At 70.4% G+C, this 21615-nt stretch carries 19 protein-coding genes and 2 tRNA genes; 7 read left to right on the forward strand and 14 right to left on the reverse strand.

The window, feature by feature from the left end:
• Nucleotides 1-53 precede the first annotated feature (53 nt).
• A complete protein-coding gene (locus ACZ41I_RS17140; RefSeq protein ID WP_468514487.1) occupies nt 54-1745 on the forward strand; it encodes an ABC transporter family substrate-binding protein in 1692 nt (563 codons plus the stop codon).
• Nucleotides 1746-1800: 55 nt separating this feature from the next.
• On the opposite strand, the gene ACZ41I_RS17145 is transcribed toward ACZ41I_RS17140, so the two are convergent.
• A complete protein-coding gene (locus tag ACZ41I_RS17145) occupies nt 1801-2406 on the reverse strand; it encodes a TetR/AcrR family transcriptional regulator (protein WP_399764410.1) in 606 nt (201 codons plus the stop codon).
• A 179-nt stretch (nt 2407-2585) separates the two neighbouring features.
• Here ACZ41I_RS17145 and hisN point away from each other — a divergent pair, with 179 nt between their 5' ends.
• Nucleotides 2586-3386, forward strand: coding sequence for a histidinol-phosphatase (hisN, locus tag ACZ41I_RS17150; RefSeq protein WP_363214488.1), 801 nt, complete (start codon nt 2586-2588; stop codon nt 3384-3386).
• A gap of 148 nt (nt 3387-3534) precedes the next feature.
• Nucleotides 3535-3930, forward strand: a complete 396-nt coding sequence (locus ACZ41I_RS17155) for a CBS domain-containing protein (protein WP_363214489.1) — start codon at nt 3535-3537, stop codon at nt 3928-3930.
• Between the two features lie 148 nt (nt 3931-4078).
• On the opposite strand, the gene ACZ41I_RS17160 is transcribed toward ACZ41I_RS17155, so the two are convergent.
• Entirely contained in the window at nt 4079-5530 is a 1452-nt protein-coding gene (locus ACZ41I_RS17160) for a catalase (RefSeq protein WP_363214490.1), read from the reverse strand.
• 156 nt (nt 5531-5686) lie between these two features.
• Between ACZ41I_RS17160 and ACZ41I_RS17165 the strand changes: the two genes are divergently transcribed.
• Nucleotides 5687-6103 (forward strand): Fur family transcriptional regulator, encoded by a 417-nt coding sequence (locus tag ACZ41I_RS17165; RefSeq protein WP_468514488.1) that lies wholly within the window; start codon nt 5687-5689, stop codon nt 6101-6103.
• Between the two features lie 122 nt (nt 6104-6225).
• Here the strand turns inward: ACZ41I_RS17165 and ACZ41I_RS17170 are convergent.
• From ACZ41I_RS17170 to ACZ41I_RS17185, 4 genes are all read right to left on the reverse strand, one after another.
• A tRNA-Met gene (locus tag ACZ41I_RS17170) sits at nt 6226-6299 on the reverse strand.
• Between the two features lie 76 nt (nt 6300-6375).
• Entirely contained in the window at nt 6376-8187 is a 1812-nt protein-coding gene (locus ACZ41I_RS17175; RefSeq protein ID WP_399764400.1) for a tetratricopeptide repeat protein, read from the reverse strand.
• A gap of 204 nt (nt 8188-8391) precedes the next feature.
• Nucleotides 8392-8465, reverse strand: a tRNA-Met gene (locus tag ACZ41I_RS17180).
• A gap of 41 nt (nt 8466-8506) precedes the next feature.
• Nucleotides 8507-11410: a UPF0182 family membrane protein gene (locus tag ACZ41I_RS17185; protein ID WP_468514590.1), complete on the reverse strand. Its 2904-nt coding sequence runs from the start codon at nt 11408-11410 to the stop codon at nt 8507-8509.
• Nucleotides 11411-11574: 164 nt separating this feature from the next.
• On the opposite strand from ACZ41I_RS17185, the gene ACZ41I_RS17190 reads away from it, so the two are divergent.
• Entirely contained in the window at nt 11575-12120 is a 546-nt protein-coding gene (locus tag ACZ41I_RS17190) for a PPA1309 family protein (protein WP_468514489.1), read from the forward strand.
• 78 nt (nt 12121-12198) lie between these two features.
• Here the strand turns inward: ACZ41I_RS17190 and ACZ41I_RS17195 are convergent, their stop codons facing one another.
• The 4 genes from ACZ41I_RS17195 to ACZ41I_RS17210 all read right to left on the reverse strand — a co-directional run bounded on the left by ACZ41I_RS17195 (nt 12199) and on the right by ACZ41I_RS17210 (nt 15331).
• Nucleotides 12199-13296 (reverse strand): PDZ domain-containing protein, encoded by a 1098-nt coding sequence (locus tag ACZ41I_RS17195; RefSeq protein ID WP_399764397.1) that lies wholly within the window; start codon nt 13294-13296, stop codon nt 12199-12201.
• 48 nt (nt 13297-13344) lie between these two features.
• A complete protein-coding gene (locus ACZ41I_RS17200; RefSeq protein WP_399764394.1) occupies nt 13345-13518 on the reverse strand; it encodes a hypothetical protein in 174 nt (57 codons plus the stop codon).
• 128 nt (nt 13519-13646) lie between these two features.
• Entirely contained in the window at nt 13647-14108 is a 462-nt protein-coding gene (locus ACZ41I_RS17205; protein ID WP_363218144.1) for a molybdenum cofactor biosynthesis protein MoaE, read from the reverse strand.
• A 110-nt stretch (nt 14109-14218) separates the two neighbouring features.
• Entirely contained in the window at nt 14219-15331 is a 1113-nt protein-coding gene (locus ACZ41I_RS17210; protein WP_363218143.1) for an SDR family oxidoreductase, read from the reverse strand.
• Between the two features lie 191 nt (nt 15332-15522).
• On the opposite strand from ACZ41I_RS17210, the gene ACZ41I_RS17215 reads away from it, so the two are divergent.
• Nucleotides 15523-16959 carry a zinc-dependent metalloprotease gene (locus ACZ41I_RS17215; RefSeq protein ID WP_363218142.1) on the forward strand — a complete coding sequence of 479 codons (1437 nt, stop codon included), beginning with the start codon at nt 15523-15525 and terminating at the stop codon, nt 16957-16959.
• Nucleotides 16956-17477: an NUDIX hydrolase gene (locus ACZ41I_RS17220; protein ID WP_468514490.1), complete on the forward strand. Its 522-nt coding sequence runs from the start codon at nt 16956-16958 to the stop codon at nt 17475-17477. Before ACZ41I_RS17215 ends, ACZ41I_RS17220 begins: the two co-directional genes overlap by 4 nt.
• A gap of 64 nt (nt 17478-17541) precedes the next feature.
• On the opposite strand, the gene ACZ41I_RS17225 is transcribed toward ACZ41I_RS17220, so the two are convergent.
• From ACZ41I_RS17225 to ACZ41I_RS17240, 4 genes are all read right to left on the reverse strand, one after another.
• Complete coding sequence (locus tag ACZ41I_RS17225) at nt 17542-18297, reverse strand: AIM24 family protein (protein ID WP_468319369.1); 756 nt, start codon at nt 18295-18297, stop codon at nt 17542-17544.
• A gap of 17 nt (nt 18298-18314) precedes the next feature.
• Nucleotides 18315-18995 (reverse strand): AIM24 family protein, encoded by a 681-nt coding sequence (locus tag ACZ41I_RS17230; RefSeq protein ID WP_363218139.1) that lies wholly within the window; start codon nt 18993-18995, stop codon nt 18315-18317.
• Nucleotides 18996-19007: 12 nt separating this feature from the next.
• Entirely contained in the window at nt 19008-20720 is a 1713-nt protein-coding gene (locus ACZ41I_RS17235; RefSeq protein ID WP_468514491.1) for a TerD family protein, read from the reverse strand.
• Between the two features lie 129 nt (nt 20721-20849).
• On the reverse strand, nt 20850-21446 hold the full coding sequence (locus ACZ41I_RS17240) for a M48 metallopeptidase family protein (protein WP_363218137.1): 597 nt from the start codon (nt 21444-21446) through the stop codon (nt 20850-20852).
• Nucleotides 21447-21615 lie beyond the last annotated feature (169 nt).

Below are 21615 nucleotides of genomic sequence, written 5' to 3' on the forward strand. Positions count from 1 at the left end.
CGGCGTTCTACGTTCGGCGCATCCCATCGTCGCCCCTCACGAAGGACACCGACATGCGTCCCACCCCCGCCGCAGCATGGATCGCCACCACCGCGGCCACCGCGCTCCTGGTGACCGGCTGCGGCTCCTCGGGCCAGGACCACGCTCCGAAGAAGGCGGCGGCGCCCAGGGCCGACGGCCAGGACATCAACGCCCACCCGCTCGCCGATCTGCGTCAGGGCGGCACGCTGAAGCTGGCGATCGACCAGTGGATCACCCAGTACAACATCAACGACGTCGACGGCCAGCAGGGTGACGCCCAGGAGATCATCAAGACGGTCCTGCCCGACCTGTTCGACTCGGACGCCAAGGGCGCGCACCACATCAACCCGGAGTTCCTGCTCTCGGCGAAGGTGACCTCCGGCAGCCCGCAGACCGTCCAGTACGACCTGAACCCGAAGGCCAGGTGGTCCGACGGCACACCGCTGAGCTGGCGCGACTTCCGCGCCCAGTGGCAGGCGCTGAACGGCACGGACAAGGCGTACGAGGCCGCCGACACCAGCGGTTACGACCAGATCGCCAAGGTCGAGCAGGGCTCCGGCGCACATGCGGTCAAGGTGACCTTCAAGACGCCGTACGCCGACTGGCAGCGGCTGTTCGACCCGCTGTACCCGGCGAAGTACTACGACACCCCCGGCAAGTTCACCAAGGGCTGGGCCGAGCAGGCGCCGGTCTCCGCGAACGCCTTCAAGGTCGGGCGGTACGACAGGACCACGCAGACCATCACGCTCGTCCCGGACCCGAAGTGGTGGGGCCCCAGGCCCAGGCTGGACTCGATCGTCTACCGCGTCCTCGACTCCTCCGCGCGCCCCGACGCCTACCTCAACAAGGAGATCGACTACACCACCGCGCTGCTGCCGGAGGACTACAGGCGGCTGGTCGAGGCGCCGCAGACGGACATCAGGCGGGGCGCGCGCTGGGACGAGGTGCACATCACGCTCAACGGCGGCCGCGGACCACTGAAGGACCTGCGGGTACGGCAGGCGATCCAGCACGCCGTCGACCGCAAGGGCATCGACGAGGCCTTCGCCAAGGACCTCTCCTTCGAACTGAAGCCGCTCGGCAACCACTTCTTCATGCCCAACCAGAAGGGCTACAAGGACACCTCCGGCGGGTACGCCGACTTCGACCTCGGCAAGGCGAAGCAGTTGCTCGACGCGGCCGGCTGGAAGGACAACGGCGAGGGCAGGCCGCGCACCAAGGGCGGCAGACAGCTCGCCCTCGACTACGTCCTCAGCGCCGGCAGCACCGCCGCCCAGACCGACCAGGCCGAGCTGGTGCAGCAGCAGCTCGCGCAGGCCGGGGTGAAGGTCGAGCTCAAGAAGGTGCCGGCGAACGACTACTTCAACCAGTTCGTCAACCGCGGCAACTTCGACCTGACCAGCTTCCGCAACGTCGACGCCGTCTACCAGTCCATGCTCACCCCGGTCTTCGTCCAGCCGAAGAACGGCAACCTCTTCCAGAACTTCGGCTCGGTCGGCTCCCCGGGGATCGACGCGCTGCTGAGGAAGGCGGGGGAATCCACCGACCAGGCGACGGCGGCCGCCCTGTACAACCAGGCCGACACCGAGATCTGGCGCCTGGCCCACTCCATCGAGCTCTACCAGCGCCCGCAGATCCTCGCCGTCCGCTCGGGCCTGGCGAACTTCGGGGCGGAAGGGCTGGCGGACATCGACTACACGAAGGTGGGCTGGCTGAAGAAGTAGCCCGGCGTCCGGGACCGCCCGGGATCACAACGGCCGGCGGGACGACCGCCCGGGATCACACCGGCCGGCGCGGGACGACCGCTCGGACCAGTCCCGCCACGCCGCCCTCGCCCGGTGGGGCCGCGACGCAGGACAGGGCGAGGCGTACGACCAGTTCGCAGGGGCGGGTCAGCTCGGCGGTGTCGGCGGGGGTGGCGGTGTGGCCCGCCAGAGCGCCGACCGCGCGGTCCCGCACGATCCGTACGAAGTCGCGGGGCGTCGGCAGCGGCCCGTCCGCACGGCGCTGCGCCGGCACCGAGGAGGAGGACGGCACAGCGGCGAGCGGCGGGGCGGGCAGCCGTTCGCTCCAGCAGCCGGTGAGCATGGCCCGGATCAGCGGGTTCTCCCGCGCGGCGGCGCTCGTCCACTCGGCCACGGCGGTGAGCCGCTCCCTCGGCTCGCCCGGCCCGGCGAGGGCCCGCTCCACTCCGGCGAGGTATCCGTCGGCCTCCCGCCGCACCAGCGCCCGCGCCAGCCCGTCCTTGCTGCCGAACTCGTTGTACAGGGTCTGCCGGGACACCCCGGCCGCCGCGGCCACGTCGACCATCCGCACCGTGGACCACGGCCGGCGCGCGAGGGCCGTATAGGCGGCGTCCAGCAGGGACTCCCGGGCAGCAGGCATCCTCGCCTCCCTGAGACAGAGCGGCTCTGCGCCCAGATTTGACGCGCTTGTATGCACTGTCAAGGGTCCGCGGGGGTTCGGCGGATCCGTGGCCGGGCGGCCGCCCGGCCACAGCAGGCGGCACCCGACACCCCCGCCCCGCTGGCCGCGTAGCAGCAGCGGCGGATACCGTTCCTCACATGCCGGACTATCTCGACGACCTGCGCCTCGCCCACGTCCTCGCGGACGCCGCCGACGCCGCCACCATGGACCGCTTCAAGGCCCTCGACCTGAAGGTGGAGACGAAGCCGGACATGACTCCGGTCAGCGAAGCGGACAAGGCCGCGGAAGAACTCATCCGCAGCCGGCTCCAGCGCGCCCGCCCCAGGGACGCCGTCCTCGGCGAGGAGTACGGCATCGAGGGCACCGGCCCCCGCCGCTGGGTGATCGACCCCATCGACGGCACCAAGAACTACGTCCGCGGCGTCCCCGTCTGGGCGACGCTCATCGCCCTGATGGAAGCAGGCGAGGACGGCTACCAGCCCGTCGTCGGCGTCGTCTCCGCGCCCGCGCTGAGCCGCCGCTGGTGGGCCGCGAAGGGCTACGGCGCCTTCACCGGCCGCAGCCTGACCTCCGCAACCCGCATGCACGTCTCCCGTGTCGGCAAGCTCGCGGACGCGTCCTTCGCGTACTCCTCCCTCTCCGGCTGGGAGGAGCAGGGCCGGCTGGACGGCTTCCTGGACCTGACCCGCGAGGTGTGGCGCACGCGCGCGTACGGCGACTTCTGGCCCTACATGATGGTCGCCGAGGGGTCCGTGGACATCTGCGCCGAGCCGGAGCTGTCGCTCTGGGACATGGCCGCCACCGCGATCGTCGTCACCGAGGCCGGCGGCACCTTCACCGGTCTCGACGGCCGCCCCGGCCCGCACAGCGGCAACGCGGCCGCGTCCAACGGCCTGCTGCACGACGAGTTGCTGGGGTATCTCAACCAGCGTCAGTGAGACACGGGAGAAGCCCGCGCACGCCCCCAACTGGCGCCGCACGCCCTCTTGTTGACCCGTCCTTTACCTGGCACTCTGATGCCACCCCCACTTGTGAAATTGTGAATCCCTTCCCAACCTCAGGGATTCCTAGGAGGTGGCCCCTTCCATGCTCGTTCGAGACGCCATGAGCACGGTGATCCTCACCGTCGGCCCCGCCCACACCCTCCGCCAGGCAGCCGCCCTGATGTCCGCCCGCCGTGTCGGCGCCGCCGTGGTCCTCGACCCGGACGCCGGCGGCATCGGCATCCTCACCGAACGCGACATCCTCAACTCCGTCGGCCTCGGCCAGAACCCGGACACGGAACGCACCCACGCCCACACCACCACCGAGGTCGTCTTCGCGGCCCCGACCTGGACCCTGGAGCACGCCGCTCGCACCATGGCCCACGGCGGCTTCCGGCACCTGGTCGTCCTCGACCGCGGCGAGGTCGCCGGCATCGTCTCGGTCCGCGACATCATCCGCTGCTGGGTCCCGGCCCGCGAGCCCGCACCGGCCCTCTGAGCACAGCGCCTCCGCACACAGATCCTCTGCGCACGAATCCTGGACACACACGGAACGGGCCGGACCCCGAGCACCGTGGGGTCCGGCCCGCCCTGGGCGCACCACCCAGGCTCTTGAGGCACGGGGAGGAGCGGGCAGTGCCGCCGGCTCAGCCGCGCAGCGCCTGCACCGCCGCCTCCAGCCGCTTGCCGAAGTCGGCGTCGGCATTGCGGAAGTTGCCGATGGCGCGCTCGACGATGTCTTCGAGCGAGACCTGCGAGATCGCTCCCGCCAGGTTGGCGACCAGCCGCTCCCTCTCCTCCTCCGACATCAGCCGGTAGAGGTTGCCCGCCTGCACGAAGTCGTCGTCCTCGGCGTGCACCGGCGTCGGGTGGTTGCCCGTGCGACCGTCGACGGAGGTGGACAGCCACAGCGGCCGACCGGTCTGCTGCGGCCCCCCGAAGCTGTTCGGCTCGTAGTTCTTCGCCCCGCCGTGCCGGCCGTCGTACAGGAAGCCGTCACGGGAGTTCGTACGCGCCTCGGTGGCATGCGGACGGTTCACCGGCAGGTGGTCGGCGTTGATGCCGACGCGGTAGCGGTGCGCGTCGCCGTACGCGAAGAGACGCCCCTGCAGCATCTTGTCGGGCGAGGGGCCGATGCCCGGCACGAAGTGCGCGGGGCTGAAGATCGACTGCTCGACCTCGGCGAAGACGTTCTGCGGGTTGCGGTTCAGCTCCAGCTTGCCGATCTCGATGACCGGGTAGTCCGCGTGCGGCCACACCTTGGTCAGGTCGAACGGGTTGAAGCGGTACGTCGCCGCGTCCGCCGCCGGCATGATCTGCACACCCACGGTCCAGCTCGGGAACTCGCCGCGCTCGATCGCCTCGCGCAGGTCACGCTGGTGCGAGTCGGGGTCCTTGCCCGCGAGGATCTCGGCCTCCTGGGCCGTGAGGTTCTTGATCCCCTGGTCGGTCTTGAAGTGGTACTTGACCCAGAAGACCTCGCCGGACTCGTTGTTCCACTGGAAGGTGTGCGAGCCGAAGCCGTCCATGTGGCGGTACGACGCCGGGATGCCGCGGTCGCCGAACAGCCAGGTCACCTGGTGGGTCGACTCAGGCGACAGCGACCAGAAGTCCCACACGTTGTCGGCTTCCGTGGAGCCGGTGTACGGGTCGCGCTTCTGGGTGTGGATGAAGTCCGGGAACTTGATCGCGTCCCGGATGAAGAAGACCGGGGTGTTGTTGCCGACGAGGTCGTAGTTGCCCTCCTCGGTGTAGAACTTCAGCGCGAAACCCCGCGGGTCACGGACGGCGTCCGCCGCGCCGAGGTTGCCGGCCACCGTGGAGAAGCGCAGGAAGACCTCGGTCTCCTTGCCGATCTCGGAGAGGAAGGCGGCGCGGGTGTACGGCGTGACGTCGGCGGTCACCGTGAAGGTGCCATAGGCGCCCGCGCCGCGCGCATGGACGACCCGCTCGGGGATGCGCTCCCGGTTGAAGTGGGCGAGCTTCTCCAGCAGCAGCTGGTCCTGGACGAGTACCGGCCCGCCGACGCCCGCCGTCTCGCTGTTCTGGTTGTCGGCGACCGGAGCCCCGGCCTCCGTGGTGAGCGGTCCCTGCGTCACGTGCGCCTCCTGAGTCACTGTCGACCAGTCCTGTCCCAGTCCTGTCCTGCGGCCAAAGCCGTTGCCGATCCTACATTGGACTAGGTCTAAGTCAAATAGCATTCCAAAGTCACACCTATTCCCGACCTGGTACGCCTTCCTGTTAGGCTGGTGGCCATGAGCGACCTTCTGGAACGGCTGCGTGGACGCGGATGGCGGATGACCGCGCAGCGGCGTGTCGTGGCCGAGGTCCTCGACGGCGAGCATGTGCACCTGACAGCCGACGAGGTCCACGCACGGGCCGTCGCGAAGCTGCCCGAGATCTCCCGGGCGACCGTCTACAACACGCTGGGCGAGCTGGTCTCCCTCGGCGAGGTGCTGGAAGTCACGACGGACAAACGGGCCAAGCGCTACGACCCGAACGCACACCAGCCGCATCATCACCTGGTCTGCGGCCGCTGCGGCGCGATCCGTGACGTCCACCCGACGGGCAATCCGCTCGCCGATCTCCCCGACACGGAGCGCTTCGGCTTCACGGTGTCGGACGTCGAGGTGACGTACCGGGGACTGTGCCCGGAGTGCACGAGCGCGTAGGACAGCGTGTGAGGACAGGGGGCGCAAGCCCCCTTTTTCTTTCCTCGCCCCCCTGCTCGCATTCCACGAACAAACGACTGAGGGCCGGAACCCATCTCTGGATTCCGGCCCTCGGCCTTCAGTAGCGGGGACAGGATTTGAACCTGCGACCTCTGGGTTATGAGCCCAGCGAGCTACCGAGCTGCTCCACCCCGCGTCGGTGAACACGACATTACGTGAGACAAGCCGACGGAAGCAAATCAGTTGGGGGTGGAGTGGCCGGGCTCACTTGTTCACGCGGAAAGTTCTTCCCGCAGCGCATCTCTGAGCCGCCCCGCCCGCTCCGCAACCTCCGCCGGGCCCAGTTCGACCGCCCGGTTCGCCCACTTCTGCCCTTCCGCCAGCTCGCCCCGACGCGCGTAGACAAGGGCCAGCCGAAGAGCCGCCCGGCCATGCCCCGCATCAGCGGCCCGTGTCCACCACACCGCCGCCTCCGGTTCGCTCCCCTCCCGCGCGAGCAGCAGCCCGAGGTTGAAGGCCCCGTTGCGTGACCCGGCCTCCGCCGCCGCCCGGTACCACCGCGCCGCCTCGACCACGTCCCCGCGTGCCGCCGCGAGCATGCCGACCCGCACCTGTGCCCGCCGGTGTCCCTGGGTCGCCGCCCGCTCGTACCACTCCTCGCACTCGGTCTTCTCGTGCACGATCTCGCCCAGCTCATGCGCCGGCTCCGGCGGCCGGCGCGCGTCGAGCAGCGTGGCCAGCCGGTACGCCGCCTCCGCGCTGCCCGCGCCCGCCGCGCACCGCAGATGCCGCTCGGCCTCCTGCTCGTCGCCCTCGCGCAGCCGGGCGATCCCGACCTGGAGCGCCGCCTCGGTGTGCCCGGCGGCGGCGGCCCGTTCGTACCAGCGCAGCGCCATCGGTTCCTGGCCGCGCCCGGCGTAGAGGATCCCGAGGTTGAACGCGGCGTCCACGCTCCCGGCCTCGGCGGCCTTGGAGAACCACGGCTCGGCGCCGGTGGTGTCGCCGCCCTGGAGCAGCAGGATGGCGAGCGCGTTGGCGGCCTCCCGGTGCCCGGCGTAGGCGGCCCGCCGGTACCACTGCTCGGCCTGGGCGGTCCGCCCCTGCTCGGCGCAGAGCAGCCCCAGGTTGTACGCACCGTTGTCGTCACCCGCGTCCAGTGCCGCCCGGTACCAGCGCTCGGCGGTCTGGGTCTCGCCGCGCTCGGCGTGCAGCGCGCCGAGCGCGTTGGCCGCGTTGCCGTCGCCCTCCTGGGCGGCGCGCAGCCACCACACGGCCGCGCTCTCGGTGTCCCCGGCGTCGCGCAGCAGGAAGCCGAGCGCGCAGGCGGCCCGCGGCTCGCCGTCCTTGGCAGAGGTCAGATACCAGCGCCCGGCCTCCTTCAGTTCCCCGCGCCTCTCCAGGATCGCGCCGAGGTGCAGCGCGGCGCGCCGATGTCCGCGGGCGGCGGCCTGCCGGTACCACTGTTCGGCCTCCGCGACAGCGTTGTCAGTGCCGCTCTCGTCCTCGCACCCGGCACTGTGGTCGAGCGCGCGGGCCAGCCGGTAGGCGGCCTCCCGGTGTCCGCGCTCGGCCGCGGCCCGCATCCAGAGCTCGGCGCCGACGTCCCCGCGGTGCTCCAGCAGGTCGGCGAGCGCGTAGGCGCCGAGGACATGGCCCTGCTCGGCGGACTGGCGCAGCCAGTACTCGGCGGCGGGCTCGTCCCCGCGCTCACGGTGATGGCGGCCCAGCGCGTGCGCGGCGGCGGCCGAACCGGCGACGGCGGCGACGCGCCACCAGCCGGCTGCCTCCTCGGGGTAGCCGCGCTGGTGCAGCAGGACACCCAGGTTGTTGGCGGCGGCCCGGTCGCCGGCCGCGGTGGCGGCCCGCAGATGGGGTTCGGCTCCGTCGAGGTCGCCGCGGCGCAGCAGCATGGCTCCGAGGACGCTCGCCGCCTCGGCGTCGCCGCTCTGTGCGGCCAGCCCGAGGCGCACCTCTTCCGCGGCGTCCCCCGTCTCGGTCAACTCGTCGCGGGTCGGCTCCTCACCGGAAGTCTGCACAAATCGCCCTGACTCGAACAGAGTTGCCTTGTCCCCCATAACGTCCATCGTCGCACCACCTGCAACCTGGGTACACCCGGTATACCGCAGCCCGTGAGGTCACTTCAGCGTTTTGTCGACATGCCCACAGGGAGACAAGTCAAACACACACCGCTCAACTCCCCACGGCGGCGCGGCCGTCCCTCCCCTCAGTACATGAGTTCGCACACCACGAAGGCCCGGATCCGTTGGGATCCGGGCCTTCGACTGCAGTAGCGGGGACAGGATTTGAACCTGCGACCTCTGGGTTATGAGCCCAGCGAGCTACCGAGCTGCTCCACCCCGCGCCGTTGCGTGTCAACCGTACCACGACGCGGGGCGCGCTTGATCAACTCCTGGTCTTGTCACCCTTGGACTGTGCGTCCTCGGCCCGCTTCAGCGCGTCCTGGAGATTCTTCTGCGCCTTGGCGTACGCGTCCCAGTCCGGGCCGTCCTTCAGTGCCTGCTGCCCGGCGTCGAAGGCCTTCTGGGCGTCCTGCAGCGCCTGTTCGACCGTCGGGTTGCCGGTGCCGGGCGGATTGGTGGTGCCGGTCTCCGGTGGCGTGGTGGTCGAACCCTTCACACCGAACACCTTGTCGAGCGCCTCGTCGAGGGTGTTCTCGAACGCCGTCTTGCCGTTGTAGGTGACCAGCACCTTGCCCAGCAAGGGGTACTTCAGCTTCCCACCGAGGACGTAGACCGGCTCCGCGTACAACAGTCCGCCGTCGAGCGGCACGGTCAGCAGATTGCCGTACTCGACCTTGGAATGCCCCCGGGTGAGCAGGCTGATCGTCTCCGCGATGTCCGGCCGGGAGTTGAACTGGCTCTGCACCTGTTTGGGACCGTCGACCGTCGTGCTGGTCGGCAGTTTCAGGACTCTGATCTTGCCGTAGTCGCTGGTGCCCGGGTCGGAGTCGACCGCCATGAACGCGCTGAGGTTGTCACGACCGTTCGGTGTGAACGTCGTCGTCAGCGAGAACGACTGCTTGCTCTGGTCCGGCATTTTCATGCTCAGGTAGTACGGCGGCACCGCGCTGCCCGAGTCGTTGGTCGGGTCGTCGGGCACCTGCCAGACCTCACTGCCGGTGAGGAACGTCTGCGCGTCCGTCACGTGGTAGCGGGTGAGCAGCTCACGCTGGACCTTGAACAGGTCCTGCGGATAGCGCAGATGGGCCATCAGGTCGTCGGAGATGGCTCTGCGCGGCTCGACCGTGCCGGGGAAGGCCTTCATCCAGGTCTTCAGCACCGGGTCCTGGGTGTCCCACTGATAGAGCCTGACGTCGCCGGTGTACGCGTCGACGGTCGCCTTCACCGAGTTGCGGATGTAGTTGACCTGGTTCTGCTGGGCGACCACCGCGCGGTTGTTGTTGGTGGCGGTCAGCGAGTCGGCGGTCGTGTCCCCGAGGGTCGTACGCGAGGAGTACGGGTAGCCGTTCGACGTCGTGTAGGCGTCCACGATCCACTGGATACGGCCCTTGACGACCGCCGGGTAGGCGTCGCCGTCGATGGTCAGCCAGGGGGCGACCGCCTCGACGCGCTCCTTGGGCGTGCGGTTGTACAGGATCCGCGAGCCCTTGCCGATCGCGCCCGAGTAGAGGATCTGCGGCTCGTTGAACGCCACCGCGTACGCGGCCCGGTTGACCGGGTTGTCGAGGTTGACGCCGCTCCTGCCGGCGTAGCTGGTGGTCTTCTCGTCGCCGTTGTCCGCCGAGTAGTCGACCTCCTTCTGCGGTCCGCCGACGATGGAGTACGTGGTGGTCTTCTCGCCGTAGTAGACGCGCTGTTCGTATGTGCCGAGGTCACCCTTGGACGGCAGGTCGGACTCGGTGAAGACCGGCTGGCCCTGGTCATCGGCCTGGGTGCCCTTGGCAGCGACCACGCCGTAGCCGTGCGTGTAGCGGAAGTGGTCGTTGATCCAGTTGTTCTTCGGGACACCGTCCAGGTTCAGCTCGCGCAGGCCGATGACCGTGTCCTGCTCCTTGCCGTCCTCGCCGTCCTTCGCGGGATACCGGTCGACGTCCAGATTCGTCGGGAAGGCGTAGTAGTTCTTCATCTGCTGCGCCTGCTGGAACGTCGGCGAGACGACGTTCGGGTCCATGATCCGGATGCTCGCCGCGTCGTCGGCGTCGCCCCGCAGCTTGGCCTTGTCCGCGGCCGAGGACTTGTCCGACGTCGGGGACTTGCCCGCGTACTCGGTGACCTTGGCGTCGTCGATGCCGTACGCCTCACGGGTCGCCTTGAGGTTCCTCTGGACGTACGGCGCTTCCTTGGCCTGCTCGTTGGGCTGGACCTGGAACTTCTGCACGATCGCCGGGTACAGGCCGCCGATCAGGATCGCCGAGAGGACCATCAGGCCGAAGCCGATCACCGGGAGCTGCCAGGTGCGCCGCCACAGCGTGGCGAAGAAGAGCAGCGCGCAGATCACGGCGATGCAGAACAGGATCGTCTTCGCCGGCAGATAGGCGTTGGCGTCGACGTAGCGCAGGCCGGCCCAGTCGCCGGTGGCCTTGAAGTCGCTGGACTTGACGGCCAGGCCGTACCGGTCGAGCCAGTAGGCGACCGCCTTCAGGGCGACGAAGACGCCGAGCAGCACCGACAGATGCCCGGTCGCGGCGGCGGTGGCACGCGCGCCGGGGCTGGTGACGCGCAGCCCGCCGTACAGATAGTGCGTGAGCGCGGCGGCGATCAGGCACAGGACGGCGGCGGCGAAGCCGAAGCCGAGCAGAAAGCGGTACCAGGGCAGGTCGAAGGCGTAGAAGGAGACGTCGAGGTGGAACTGGGGGTCCTTCTGGTGGAAGGGCACGCCGTTGACCCACATCAGCCAGGTCCGCCACTGGCCGGCCGCGGAGGCGCCGGCGACCAGCCCGACGAGCGCGGTGACGCCGAGCAGCAGCCACTTCTTGTACGGCGCGATGCCCATCCGGTAGCGGTCGAGGCTCTGCTGCTCCAGGGACATGGCGCTCAGCGGGGGCCGCAGCCGGTGCGCGAGCCAGATGTTGACCCCCACGGCGACCGCCATCAGCAGACCGAAGACGAAGAAGAGGCCGATCTTGGTCCACAGCACGGTCGTGAACACGGACGAGTAGTGCACCGACCGGTACCACAGCCAGTCCGTCCAGAAGCCCGCGAACATGGTGAACGCCATGCCGAGGACGGCCAGGACGCCCAGTGTCATGAGCAGGGTCCTCGCCCGCCGGGACGGGCGGCCCGCTCTGATCCGCGGCCCCGTCGGGCCTCCACCGCGGTCCGGCATCTGGAAAGCCAAGGTGCGCACCTCGAAGTTCGCTGTCGATCCGTCAGGCCCTCGTGTTCGCGGGCCCTCGGTTGCCCCCCGTGATCGCGGGCCAACACCTATGCAACTTACTCACGCACTGCTCGGTTCCCGATTCCGGCGAGGAACGAGGCAGGATTGTGACCATGTCCAACACTCCCATGGCAGCGAGCCCGCTCACCCGGGCCGTACTCGAGATCGACGAGTACGTCTCCGGCCTCGGCTGGGACCAGCCCGCTCGCCTCTTCGCCCTTGTCGACACCGCACGGCTGCGGGCCCAGGAACCCTCGCTCGCGGCTCAGCTGGGCCTCGACGGGGACGAGTCCGAGACCGCCGGTCTCACCCCGATCGAGCAGGAGGAGATCCCGTCCGGCAAGCCGCTGGACGAGTTCCTCGGCACCATCGCCTGGCCCGACGCGGTGGTCGGCTGCGCGCTGTCGGTGGAGCGCCTGATGCTGCCGCCGTCCGCCGAGGCGCAGGTCCCGCAGAATCTGAGCGAGGCCAAGCTGGCCAGGTGGGTCGCCGAGCACCCCGAGCGTCAGGAGGTGCGCATGACGGTCGCGGTGCTGCGTGACGGCGGCCGTGAGTCGGCGCTGCGGCTGCGCGAGAAGGACTCAGCGACCGAGGTCCTGACGGGCCCGGACCTGGTGCCCGGCCTGGCGGAGGCCCTGGCGGCGACGTTCGAGGACTGATCCCGCCCGGTGCGGTACGGCGATGGGGGCGCCCCGGCTCTGCGGGGCGCCCCCAGCCGTGTCACATGCGCGTGCCGGTCAGCCCTTGGTGGTGCACGCGGGCAGCGCCGCGGTGTTCCCGCTGCGGATGTCCTTCAGCGCGTCGAGGGCGTCCCCGATCGTCTTGACCTTCACCAGCCTGAGCCCGCCCGGGGTGTCCTTGGCGGCGGCCGCGCAGTTGTCGGCGGGCGTCAGGAAGTACTGGGCGCCCTTGTCGCGCGCGCCGACGGTCTTCATCTCGATGCCGCCGATCGGTCCGACGGTGCCGTTGTCGTCGATGGTGCCGGTGCCGGCGACGAACCTGCCGCCGGTCAGGCTGCCCGGGGTCAGCTTGTCGTAGATGCCGAGGGAGAACATCAGGCCGGCGCTCGGCCCGCCGACATCGGCGAGCTTGATGTCGATGGTGAACGGGAAGGTGTGGTCGGTCCCGGCGGAGATCCCGACGACGGCCCGCTCGGCGCCGCTGTCGTGGGAGGTCGTCGTGGTGATGGTGACGTCCTGGCTCTTCGTCGCCGTCCTGTGCGCCTTCTCGGCGGCGACCTGCTCCTTGGCCGGGACGACGGTGAACACGACCTTCTGCCCGGGCTTGTGCCGGGTGACGAACCGGGCGACGTCGGAGGGCTGCTTCACGGCCGTACCGTCCACGGCCTTGATCACGTCACCGGCGTGCAGCCTGCCCTCGGCGGGTGAGCCCTTGACGACGGTGGAGACGATCACCCAGGACTTCACGGGGATGCCCAGCTCCTTCAGGGCGGCGACCTTGGCGCTCTCCTGGGACTGGCTGAACTCCTCGGCGTTCTCCTGGGTGGACTGCTCCTCGGTCTTGCCGTCCGGGTAGAGGGTGTCGTGCGGCACGATCTTGCTGTCGTGCGCCAGCCAGCCGTAGACCGCCTCCACCAGGTTCATCCGGAAGTCCGCGCTGGTCACCCGGACGGTCGTCATGTTCAGGTGACCGTCGGTCCGGTACGTCTTGTGCCCGGTGATCTGCAGTACCGGCTCGCCGTCGTGGTCCCCCAGCGTGTTCACGGTCGGGCCGGGGGACATCTCCGCGTACGGCACGGGGATGAGCACTCCCGCGCACAGGAGCGCGATCAGCATCAGGGTGGAGGCGAGCATCGTCGCGGTGCGGCGTGGCATGCCTCGACAGTACGGGACGCCTGTGTCAGCGGACCGTCAGGGCACCCGTCACGCGCCACCGGCGCCCGTGTGGGACCGCTCCATGGCCTCACGGAACCGGGCATAGCCGTCCAGCTCGGGGCCGTCACCGCGCACCCGGCGTGTTCTGTTGGCCCAACTGCCCCACAGCCCGCCGCCGATCGCAGCCAAGAGCGGGATCAGCAGCCAGACAAGCACCCCCATGCCGACCTCCCAACGCCATGAGCGTCCGCAACTGACTGATCAGCAGATTAACCATCCGCACTGACAACGCTCACGCGAGGGGGCCGGTTACGCAACTTGGGGGGAACAGATGCCCCGAGTGACGGACGTCAGCAGGCGCCCACCCATTCCTCCGTACCATCGGAGAACTTCTGGTGCTTCCAGATCGGCACCTCGTGCTTGAGGTCGTCGATCAGCTTGCGGCAGGCGTCGAAGGCCTCGGCCCGGTGCGGACACGCCACGGCGACGACCACGGCGAGATCCCCCACGCTCAGGTCGCCCACGCGGTGCACGGCGGCCAGCGCCCGCACCGGATACTCGGCCACCACCTTCTCGGCGATCCGCCGCATCTCGGCCTCGGCACTGGGATGGCAGGAGTAGCCGAGGGCGTCGACATCGGCGCCCCCGTCGTGGTTCCGCACGGTGCCCACGAACAGCGCCACACCCCCGGCCGCCGCGTCCCCGACGGCCTGGAAGACCTCGTCCACGGAGAGCGCGGTCTCCCGGACACCGATCAGCTTGATGGGATCCTGCGCCGCCTGCTCACCGGGGTGCTCGTTCGCATGTGCCATGCCCCCATCGTGCCGCACGCCCGTGACACCGAGGAATACGAGATTCACCAGGCACGCGCGTGGCGCGTCTTGGATGCTCGTACGACGTCACGCCCCCGGTGCGACACACCTCACACCCGCCGCCGGGCCTTCCGGGCCCGCCGAACCACAGCGGCAGCGCCCAGCAGAGCCACCGTCGCCCCCGCGGCCCCCGCAGCCGTGGCGTCCTTGCGTCCCAGCCGCCGCCCGGCCACCGTGTGCCGCCCGGAAACCTCCTCCAGCAGCTCCGCGAGCACCTCCTCGTTGGTCCACCGCGGCCGCCACCCGGCGTCGTGCAGCCGGCTCCCGCTGACCACCCACGGGTACATCGTGTACGCCAGATCCCCCGCCGGAGACGGCGTGAGCCCGATCCGGTGCAGGCGGGCCGCCGCGCCGAGCGCGACCGCCGACGGCAGCTCCATCCGCCGGATCCCGCTCAGCTCCTCGACCTCCTCCTGCTCCAGCCACCCGTCGCAGCCGACGGCCAGTTCCCCGTCGACCTTCTCCAGGACGGCGTACTCAAGAGCGCTGCACAGGTCCTCGACGTGGCAGAACTGCCACGCGGGGCGTGACCCGGCGACGACGAGCAGCCGCGGCGACTCGAAGTACCGGGTCAGCGCGGTGTCCGTGCCGCCGACCAGCACCGCGGGACGTACGACGGTGACGTTCAGCCCCGGATGCGCCCGCGGCGCCCGCCGCGCCAGCCGCTCGATCTCCAGCAGGTCCCCGACCCCGGTGGCCTCGGCGGTCGCCCGCAGCTCGGCGTCCTCCGAAAGGGGCAGCTCGTTGTCCGGCAGCGCGCCGTAGACCATCGCCGAGGTGCACAGCACGACCCGGTGCACGCCGGCCGCCGCGGCGGCCGTGAGGACGGTCTGCGTCCCCCGGACGTTGTAAGCGGTACGAGCCGCCGCATCGGTCTCCAGATCGAGGTCGAGCGCGAGGTGGACGACCACGTCGGCGCCCCGCAGCTTGTCCGCGATGGCGGGGTCGCGCACGTCGAGGATGTGCCAGGTGGCGGCCGCGCACTCGCCGCGCCGCTCGTCGATGGCGATGACCTGCTTGATCTCCTCGGAGGCGGCGAGCCGCTCGGTGAGCAGGGCACCGACCCCTCCGGCGGCACCGGTGACCGCGACGACGGGTCCGCGTACAGCGGACGAGGTTGATGGGTTTCGCGCTGCGCGAACCTGCGGATCTGGGGAACTCACCGGGCGTCTCCAGCGGTTGTCTTCAGTACGAGCGCGAGTGACGCGTACGTACCAGGTGCATCCATCCTGCCGCAGGCCTGCCGTGGGCGAAGCACCGAGGCCCGATCGGGTCCGGGTGTCTACGCTGGGTGGTGTTGTCGGGCAGCCGCGCCGCCGGAGAGAACCGGCGGCCTTACCAGCCGAGGAATCCCGTGAGTGACACCCCATTCGGTTTCGGCCTTCCGCCGGAGGAGCCGGAAGACGGCGACGAGGGCAAGAAGAAGGACCAGGAAAGCGGTGGTGGGCAGGGACCGGCCAACCCGTTCGGCTTCGGCGGCCTGCCCGGAGCCGGGGGCTTTGGCGGCCCCGGCGCCGACAATCCGCTCGCAGCCATGTTCGGGTCCCTGAACCCCACCGACCTGGGCGCCGCGTTCCAGCAGCTGGGCCAGATGCTCTCCTACGAGGGCGGTCCGGTGAACTGGGACATGGCCAAGCAGATCGCCCGCCAGACGGTCGCCCAGGGCACCCCGGACGGCACGAAGGACGCCAGCGTCGGCGCGGCCGACCGCAAGGCGGTCGAGGAGGCCGTCCGCCTGGCCGACCTGTGGCTGGACGACGCCACCTCCCTGCCGTCGGGCTCGGCCTCGGCGGTGGCCTGGTCCCGCGCGGAGTGGGTGGAGGCGACCCTGCCCGCCTGGCAGGAACTGGTCGACCCGGTCGCCGAGCGGGTCGGCGCGGCCATGGGCGACGTCCTGCCGGAGGAGATGCAGGCCATGGCGGGCCCGCTGATCGGCATGATGCGCTCGATGGGCGGCGCCATGTTCGGCACGCAGATCGGGCAGGCCGTGGGCGTGCTCGCGGGCGAGGTCGTCGGCTCCACCGACATCGGCCTGCCGCTCGGCCCGGCCGGCAAGGCCGCGCTGCTCCCGGCCAACGTGGAGGCCTTCGGCAAGGACCTGGGCGTCCCGCAGGAGGAGGTGCGGCTCTACCTGGCCCTGCGCGAGGCGGCCCACCAGCGGCTGTTCGCGCATGTGCCGTGGCTGCGCTCGCACCTGTTCGGCGCGGTCGACGGCTACGCGCGCGGGATCAAGGTCGACACGGCCAAGCTGGAGGACGTGGTCGGCCAGTTCGACCCGCAGAACCCCGAGCAGCTGCAGGACGCCCTGCAGCAGGGCATGTTCCAGCCGGAGGACACGCCCGAGCAGAAGGCGGCCCTGGCCCGTCTGGAGACCGCTCTGGCGCTCGTCGAGGGCTGGGTGGACGCGGTGGTCCACGCGGCGGCGAAGCCGCGGCTGTCGTCCGCCGACGCCCTGCGCGAGACCCTGCGCCGTCGCCGCGCCACCGGCGGCCCGGCGGAGCAGACGTTCGCCACGCTGATCGGCCTGGAGCTGCGCCCGCGTCGGCTGCGCGACGCCTCCCGCCTGTGGGCCTCGCTCACGGACGCGCGCGGGGTCGACGGCCGGGACGGCCTGTGGGCCCACCCGGACATGCTGCCCACCGCGACCGACCTGGACGACCCGGACGGCTTCGTGCACCGCGAGCAGCTGGACTTCTCCGAGCTGGACAAGATGCTCGGTGAGGCGGCGGGCGGTTCCGCCGAGAAGCCGAACCTGAAGAAGGACGACGACAAGGGCGACGACGCCGAGTGAGCCTGTACGACGACGCGGTCCTCGCCCTGAAGGGGTACGAGGGCCAGGAGGAGCTGCGCCAGGCCTACCTGGACCATCTGGCGGCCCATCCGGACGGCATGTGGAAGGCCTGCGAGGCAGGGCATGTGACGGCGAGCGCCCTGGTGATCGACCTGGAGCGCGGCCGGGTGCTGCTCACCCTGCACAGGAAGCTGCGGATGTGGCTGCAGATGGGCGGCCACTGCGAGCCGGGCGACGCCTCGCTCGCGGCGGCGGCCCTGCGGGAGGCCACCGAGGAGTCCGGGGTGCCCGGGCTGACGCTGCTGCCCGGCGGCCCGGTGCGCCTGGACCGGCACCCGATCCCGGCGCCGTGCCACTGGCACTTCGACGTCCAGTACGCGGCACTGGCCCCGGCGGGCGCCGAGCACGCGATCAGCGAGGAGTCGCTGGACCTGCGCTGGTTCGCCTACGGCGAGGTGGCGGACGTGGCCGACGAGTCGGTCGTACGCCTGCTGGAGGCGACCCGGGCGCGCCTCTGACCCCGGGGCATGTGTAAGGGGCGTCCGCCATTGCCGACGCCCCTTACGTTGGCTCACTGGACGCTCAGCTCCAGACGTTCCCCTGGTTCTGTCCGCGCGCCCCGTGCTGACCCATGCCGAACTGGGCGGCGAGGCCCTGCCCGATCACCGCGTTCTGCGGCGGCAGCAGCTCGCTGGGCTGGACCAGTGCGAAGCCGGACCCCATGAAGCTCAGCTCCCAGCCCTCACCGGTGTTGCCGCGCCGGCGCCACACCCCGGAGGAGTGCGTCTGCGCCTGCATCTGCACGCGCAGCCCGGTGGACCAGGCGACGATCGCGTCCGCGTCGCAGTTGACGTACTTGTCGGGCGTGACCTGCATCAGCAGCGGCGCACCCGAGGTCATCAGGGCGACCTTGCCGCGCCCGGTGATGTTCAGCTGGTACTTCCCGGAGCCGGAGATGCCGTAGAGGCTGTCGACGGCGATGACCTCGTGGTGCAGCGAGGAGTCCATGGCGAGGACGTAGGAGCTGTCGACGGTCAGCCCGTCCTGCTCGACGTCCATGACGTGCACGTGCTGGCCGAGGTTGGCGAGGTACACCGTGCCCTGTCCGTGACAGCGCATCAGGTCCAGGCCCTCGCCGGTGTACGCACGCGCGCGTGCCTGGCTGTTGCTGCGGTACTCGGCGTCGAACTCGACCAGGCCCTGGTAGGCGACCATGGTGCCCTTGCGGGCCAGGATGTCGTCGTGGCCCTCCAGGGTGACGCGGAGCATCTGCTTGTTCTGCAGGCTCCAGCGCTCCTGCGTCTGGACGTCGTTGTGTGCGAAAAGCGGGCTCTGCATGGCGTTCTGACTCCCCCTCAGCCCCGGATCCGGAGGCGGTCGGTGCTGTCTTCGCTGGGCTGGACGACGACGATGCCCTGGCCGGAGAAGGCCATCTGGTAGGCCTCGCCGCTGCCGCGGCCGATCAGCGACTGCGCCTTGAAGCTGCGCTTGCCCTTCACCCTCAGGTTCGGCGACCAGGCGACGAGCGCGTCGGGGTCGACGTACGTCTCGTCCTCGCCGCCGCCGCAGTCGACGACGATCGGCTTGCCCCGGGAGGTCAGCGCGACCCAGCCCTGCCCGGAGATCTTCGTGTTCCACAGCCCCTGCCCGGCGAACTTCGCGAGCCCCTTGACCCGCTCGACGCCCCACGTCAGATGGGCGTCGAAGGCGAGCAGGTTGGTGGCGTTGACGGAGATGCCGTCACCGTTGAGGTTGATCACGACGACGTCGGCGCCGTAGTCGGCGAGGTAGAGCAGGCCGTCGCCGGTGCACTTCATCAGGGGCGCCCCCTCGCCGGTGATCCAGTCACGGGCGATCTGGCGGACGGCCGGAGGGTTGGGCTCGTACTGGACGAAGCCTTCGTAGGCGACCATCGAGCCCACGCGCGCGAGGAGGTCGTTTCCGGTCTGCATGGCGACCTTCAGCATGTGGTTGCCGTGGTTCTCCATGCGGGCGGTGACGGGTGCGGGGGCGTAGCCCGCGAGCGGCTGGTTCATGACGGGCTCCCCTTAGACCTCGTACGGCTGGACGACGATGAAGTTGCCGGGTGCACCCCGGAACTGGAGGTTCACGCTCTCGCCGGTGTCGCCCGGGTAGGCGTTGCGGCGCATGCGGACCTGGCTGGAAACGATCACCTGGGAGGCGGCCGACCAGGCCACGATGGCGTGGCAGTCGGCGAAGGTGGTCGGCGTGACCGGCAGGACCACGGGCGTGCCGTGCGTCTTGACGACGATCGTGCCGGTGCCCTGGAACTGCATGGTGAACAGCGCGCCGCCGGGGATGCCGTGGCCCTCGATACGGCGCACCTCGTACTGCAGGCTCTCGTCGAAGGCGAGGACGTTCTCGGCGGAGACGCAGATCGCGTCGCCCTGCAGCTCGACGGGGTGCAGGTGGGTGGAGTTCTCGGCGAGGAACACCTGGCCCTGACCGGTGCAGCGCATCAACTGCATCTCCTGGCCGGTGGTGTTGCCGACGATCCGCCCGGCGAAACCGGCGCCCTTGTAGCTGAAGTCGACCTTGCCCTGGTAGAGCACCATGCTGCCCTGCTTGGCCAGCACGGGCTGCCCGCCGATGCCGAGGTCGACGCGGATGAGCTTCTTGTTCTGCGGCGTCCAGCGCTGTCCCGTCGGCGTCTCCTTGAACGCCTGGAGCGCGGCGGTCACTCCGGCACCGCCCTGCGGGACGCCCTGCGGCACTCCGTAGCCGGCGGGCTGCTGGCCGGGGACCTGGCCGTAGCCCGGCGGCATGGGCGGGGTGGGCTGGCCGCCGTAGGAGGGCGGCTGCTGGCCGTAGCCCGGGGGCGGCGCGGTCGGCTGGCCGCCGTACGACGGCTGCTGCTGGGGCGGCTGGCCGTACGGGTGCTGCTGGGGCTGGCCGTACGGCGCGGGGGCCGGGGCCGGCGGGGGGACGGTGCCGCCGGGGGGCGGGGTCAGGGGGCCGACGACCGTGGGCGCGGCGTGCACGTTCGGGGCCGGTGCCGGGGGCGGGGTCTGGCCGGGCGGGGTGAAGCCTTGCGGCGGAGTGCCACCGGCCGGCGGGGCGAATCCCTGCGAGGGGGACTGCGGCATGGGGGCCGGGGCGGGTGCGGGGGTGGTGGGGGCGGCGAACGCCGGCGGGGCGTTGGTCTGGGCGGGCAGGGCGAAGCCGGGGGCGGCACCGGGCTGCGGCTGCTGCGGGGCGGCGGGTGCCTCCTCCTCCAGCACCTCGCCGCCGAAGTTCTTCAGCAGGGCCTCCAGGCCGCCGTCGAAGCCCTGTCCGACCGCGGCGAACCGCCACACGTCCTTCAGGTAGAGGTCACCCAGCATCACGGCCCGCTCGGTGGAGAACTCCGCGCCGGTGAAGGAATACCGCGCGACCTCCTCGCCGCCGGCCACGATACGCAGATAGCCGGGCGCGACCTGCGACATCTGCCCGGCGCCGTCGATGGTCGCCGTGAAGGACAGCTTGTGGATGTGCGGGGGGATCCGGTCCAGCGTGACCCGGAACGACTCGGTGTCGCCTGCCTGGGCACCCAGCAGCTGGACGGACTCCTCCGGGGACTTCGGCTGGTTGAAGAAGACGAAGTACCGGTCGTCCGAGAGGCGCTCGTCGGCGTCCAGACCGAAGCAGCTGATGTCGAAGGTGAGCCCGGGAGCGGAGATCTGCACGCCTATGTACAGATCCGTGCCCGCCGTGAGGTCACTGATCCTGGCCTTGTGGCCGCGTTGGAATTCCCTGGCCATGCGTAACGACCGTCCCCCATCCCGAATGTGAGTGCGTCGCGCCAGGCTAACGGCAAAGACCGACATCACACGCAGCCGGTACAGACCCGGTACACAACCGCACCCGGAGGCGGACGGCCGGCCCGCGGCTCATTCGCCGCGCGCCCCCGGCACTTGCGGCAGCCGCTCGGCGGCGACGACCCCTTCGAGATAGCCGCGGGCCCGCTCGGTGCGCGGGTACGCCTCCAGCAGCCGCCAGAAGTCGGGCCCGTGACCGGGGACCAGCAGATGGGCCAGCTCATGGCACAGGACGTAGTCGATGACGTAGTCGGGCATCCCCTGCAGCCGGTGCGAGAGCCGGATGCTGCCCTCGGCCGGGGTGCACGAACCCCAGCGGGTGTTCTGGTTGGTGACCCAGCGCACGGAGGCGGGCCGGGCCCGGCCGTCGAAGTACTGCGCCGACAGCCGCTCGGCACGCTCGCCCAGCTCGGAGTCACCGAGCTTCCGTTTGCTCTCCTGGGCGGCGAGTTTGTCGAGCATGACGGCGATCCAGCGCTGTTCCTCCGCCTTCGACATCCGGGCGGGGATCAGTACGACGGTGCGATCGCCCTCGCGGTACGCGGAGACCGTCCGGCGGCGCCGGGTGCTCCTGCGGACCTCGATCGCGCTCGCCCCCGAGCCGCTGGGCGGCTGGCTCGTCGTGCTGCGCTGTGGGTTTCCGGCGCGGTGCAGTGGGTCGGCGGGCACGCCCCGACGTTACCCGCTGGGCATGGCCGAAGTCCCGGCTCAGGAACGGTTCGATGCGGAACCCCCACCATGCGTTTGATTCCTATGACTCCTCCGACTGATCCACCCATCCGTTTTATCCCGTTTACGGCAGGAATAATGTCCTTTATCGGCAGGCTTATATGACAAA

The organism is Streptomyces sp. NPDC030799 (assembly GCF_055572255.1).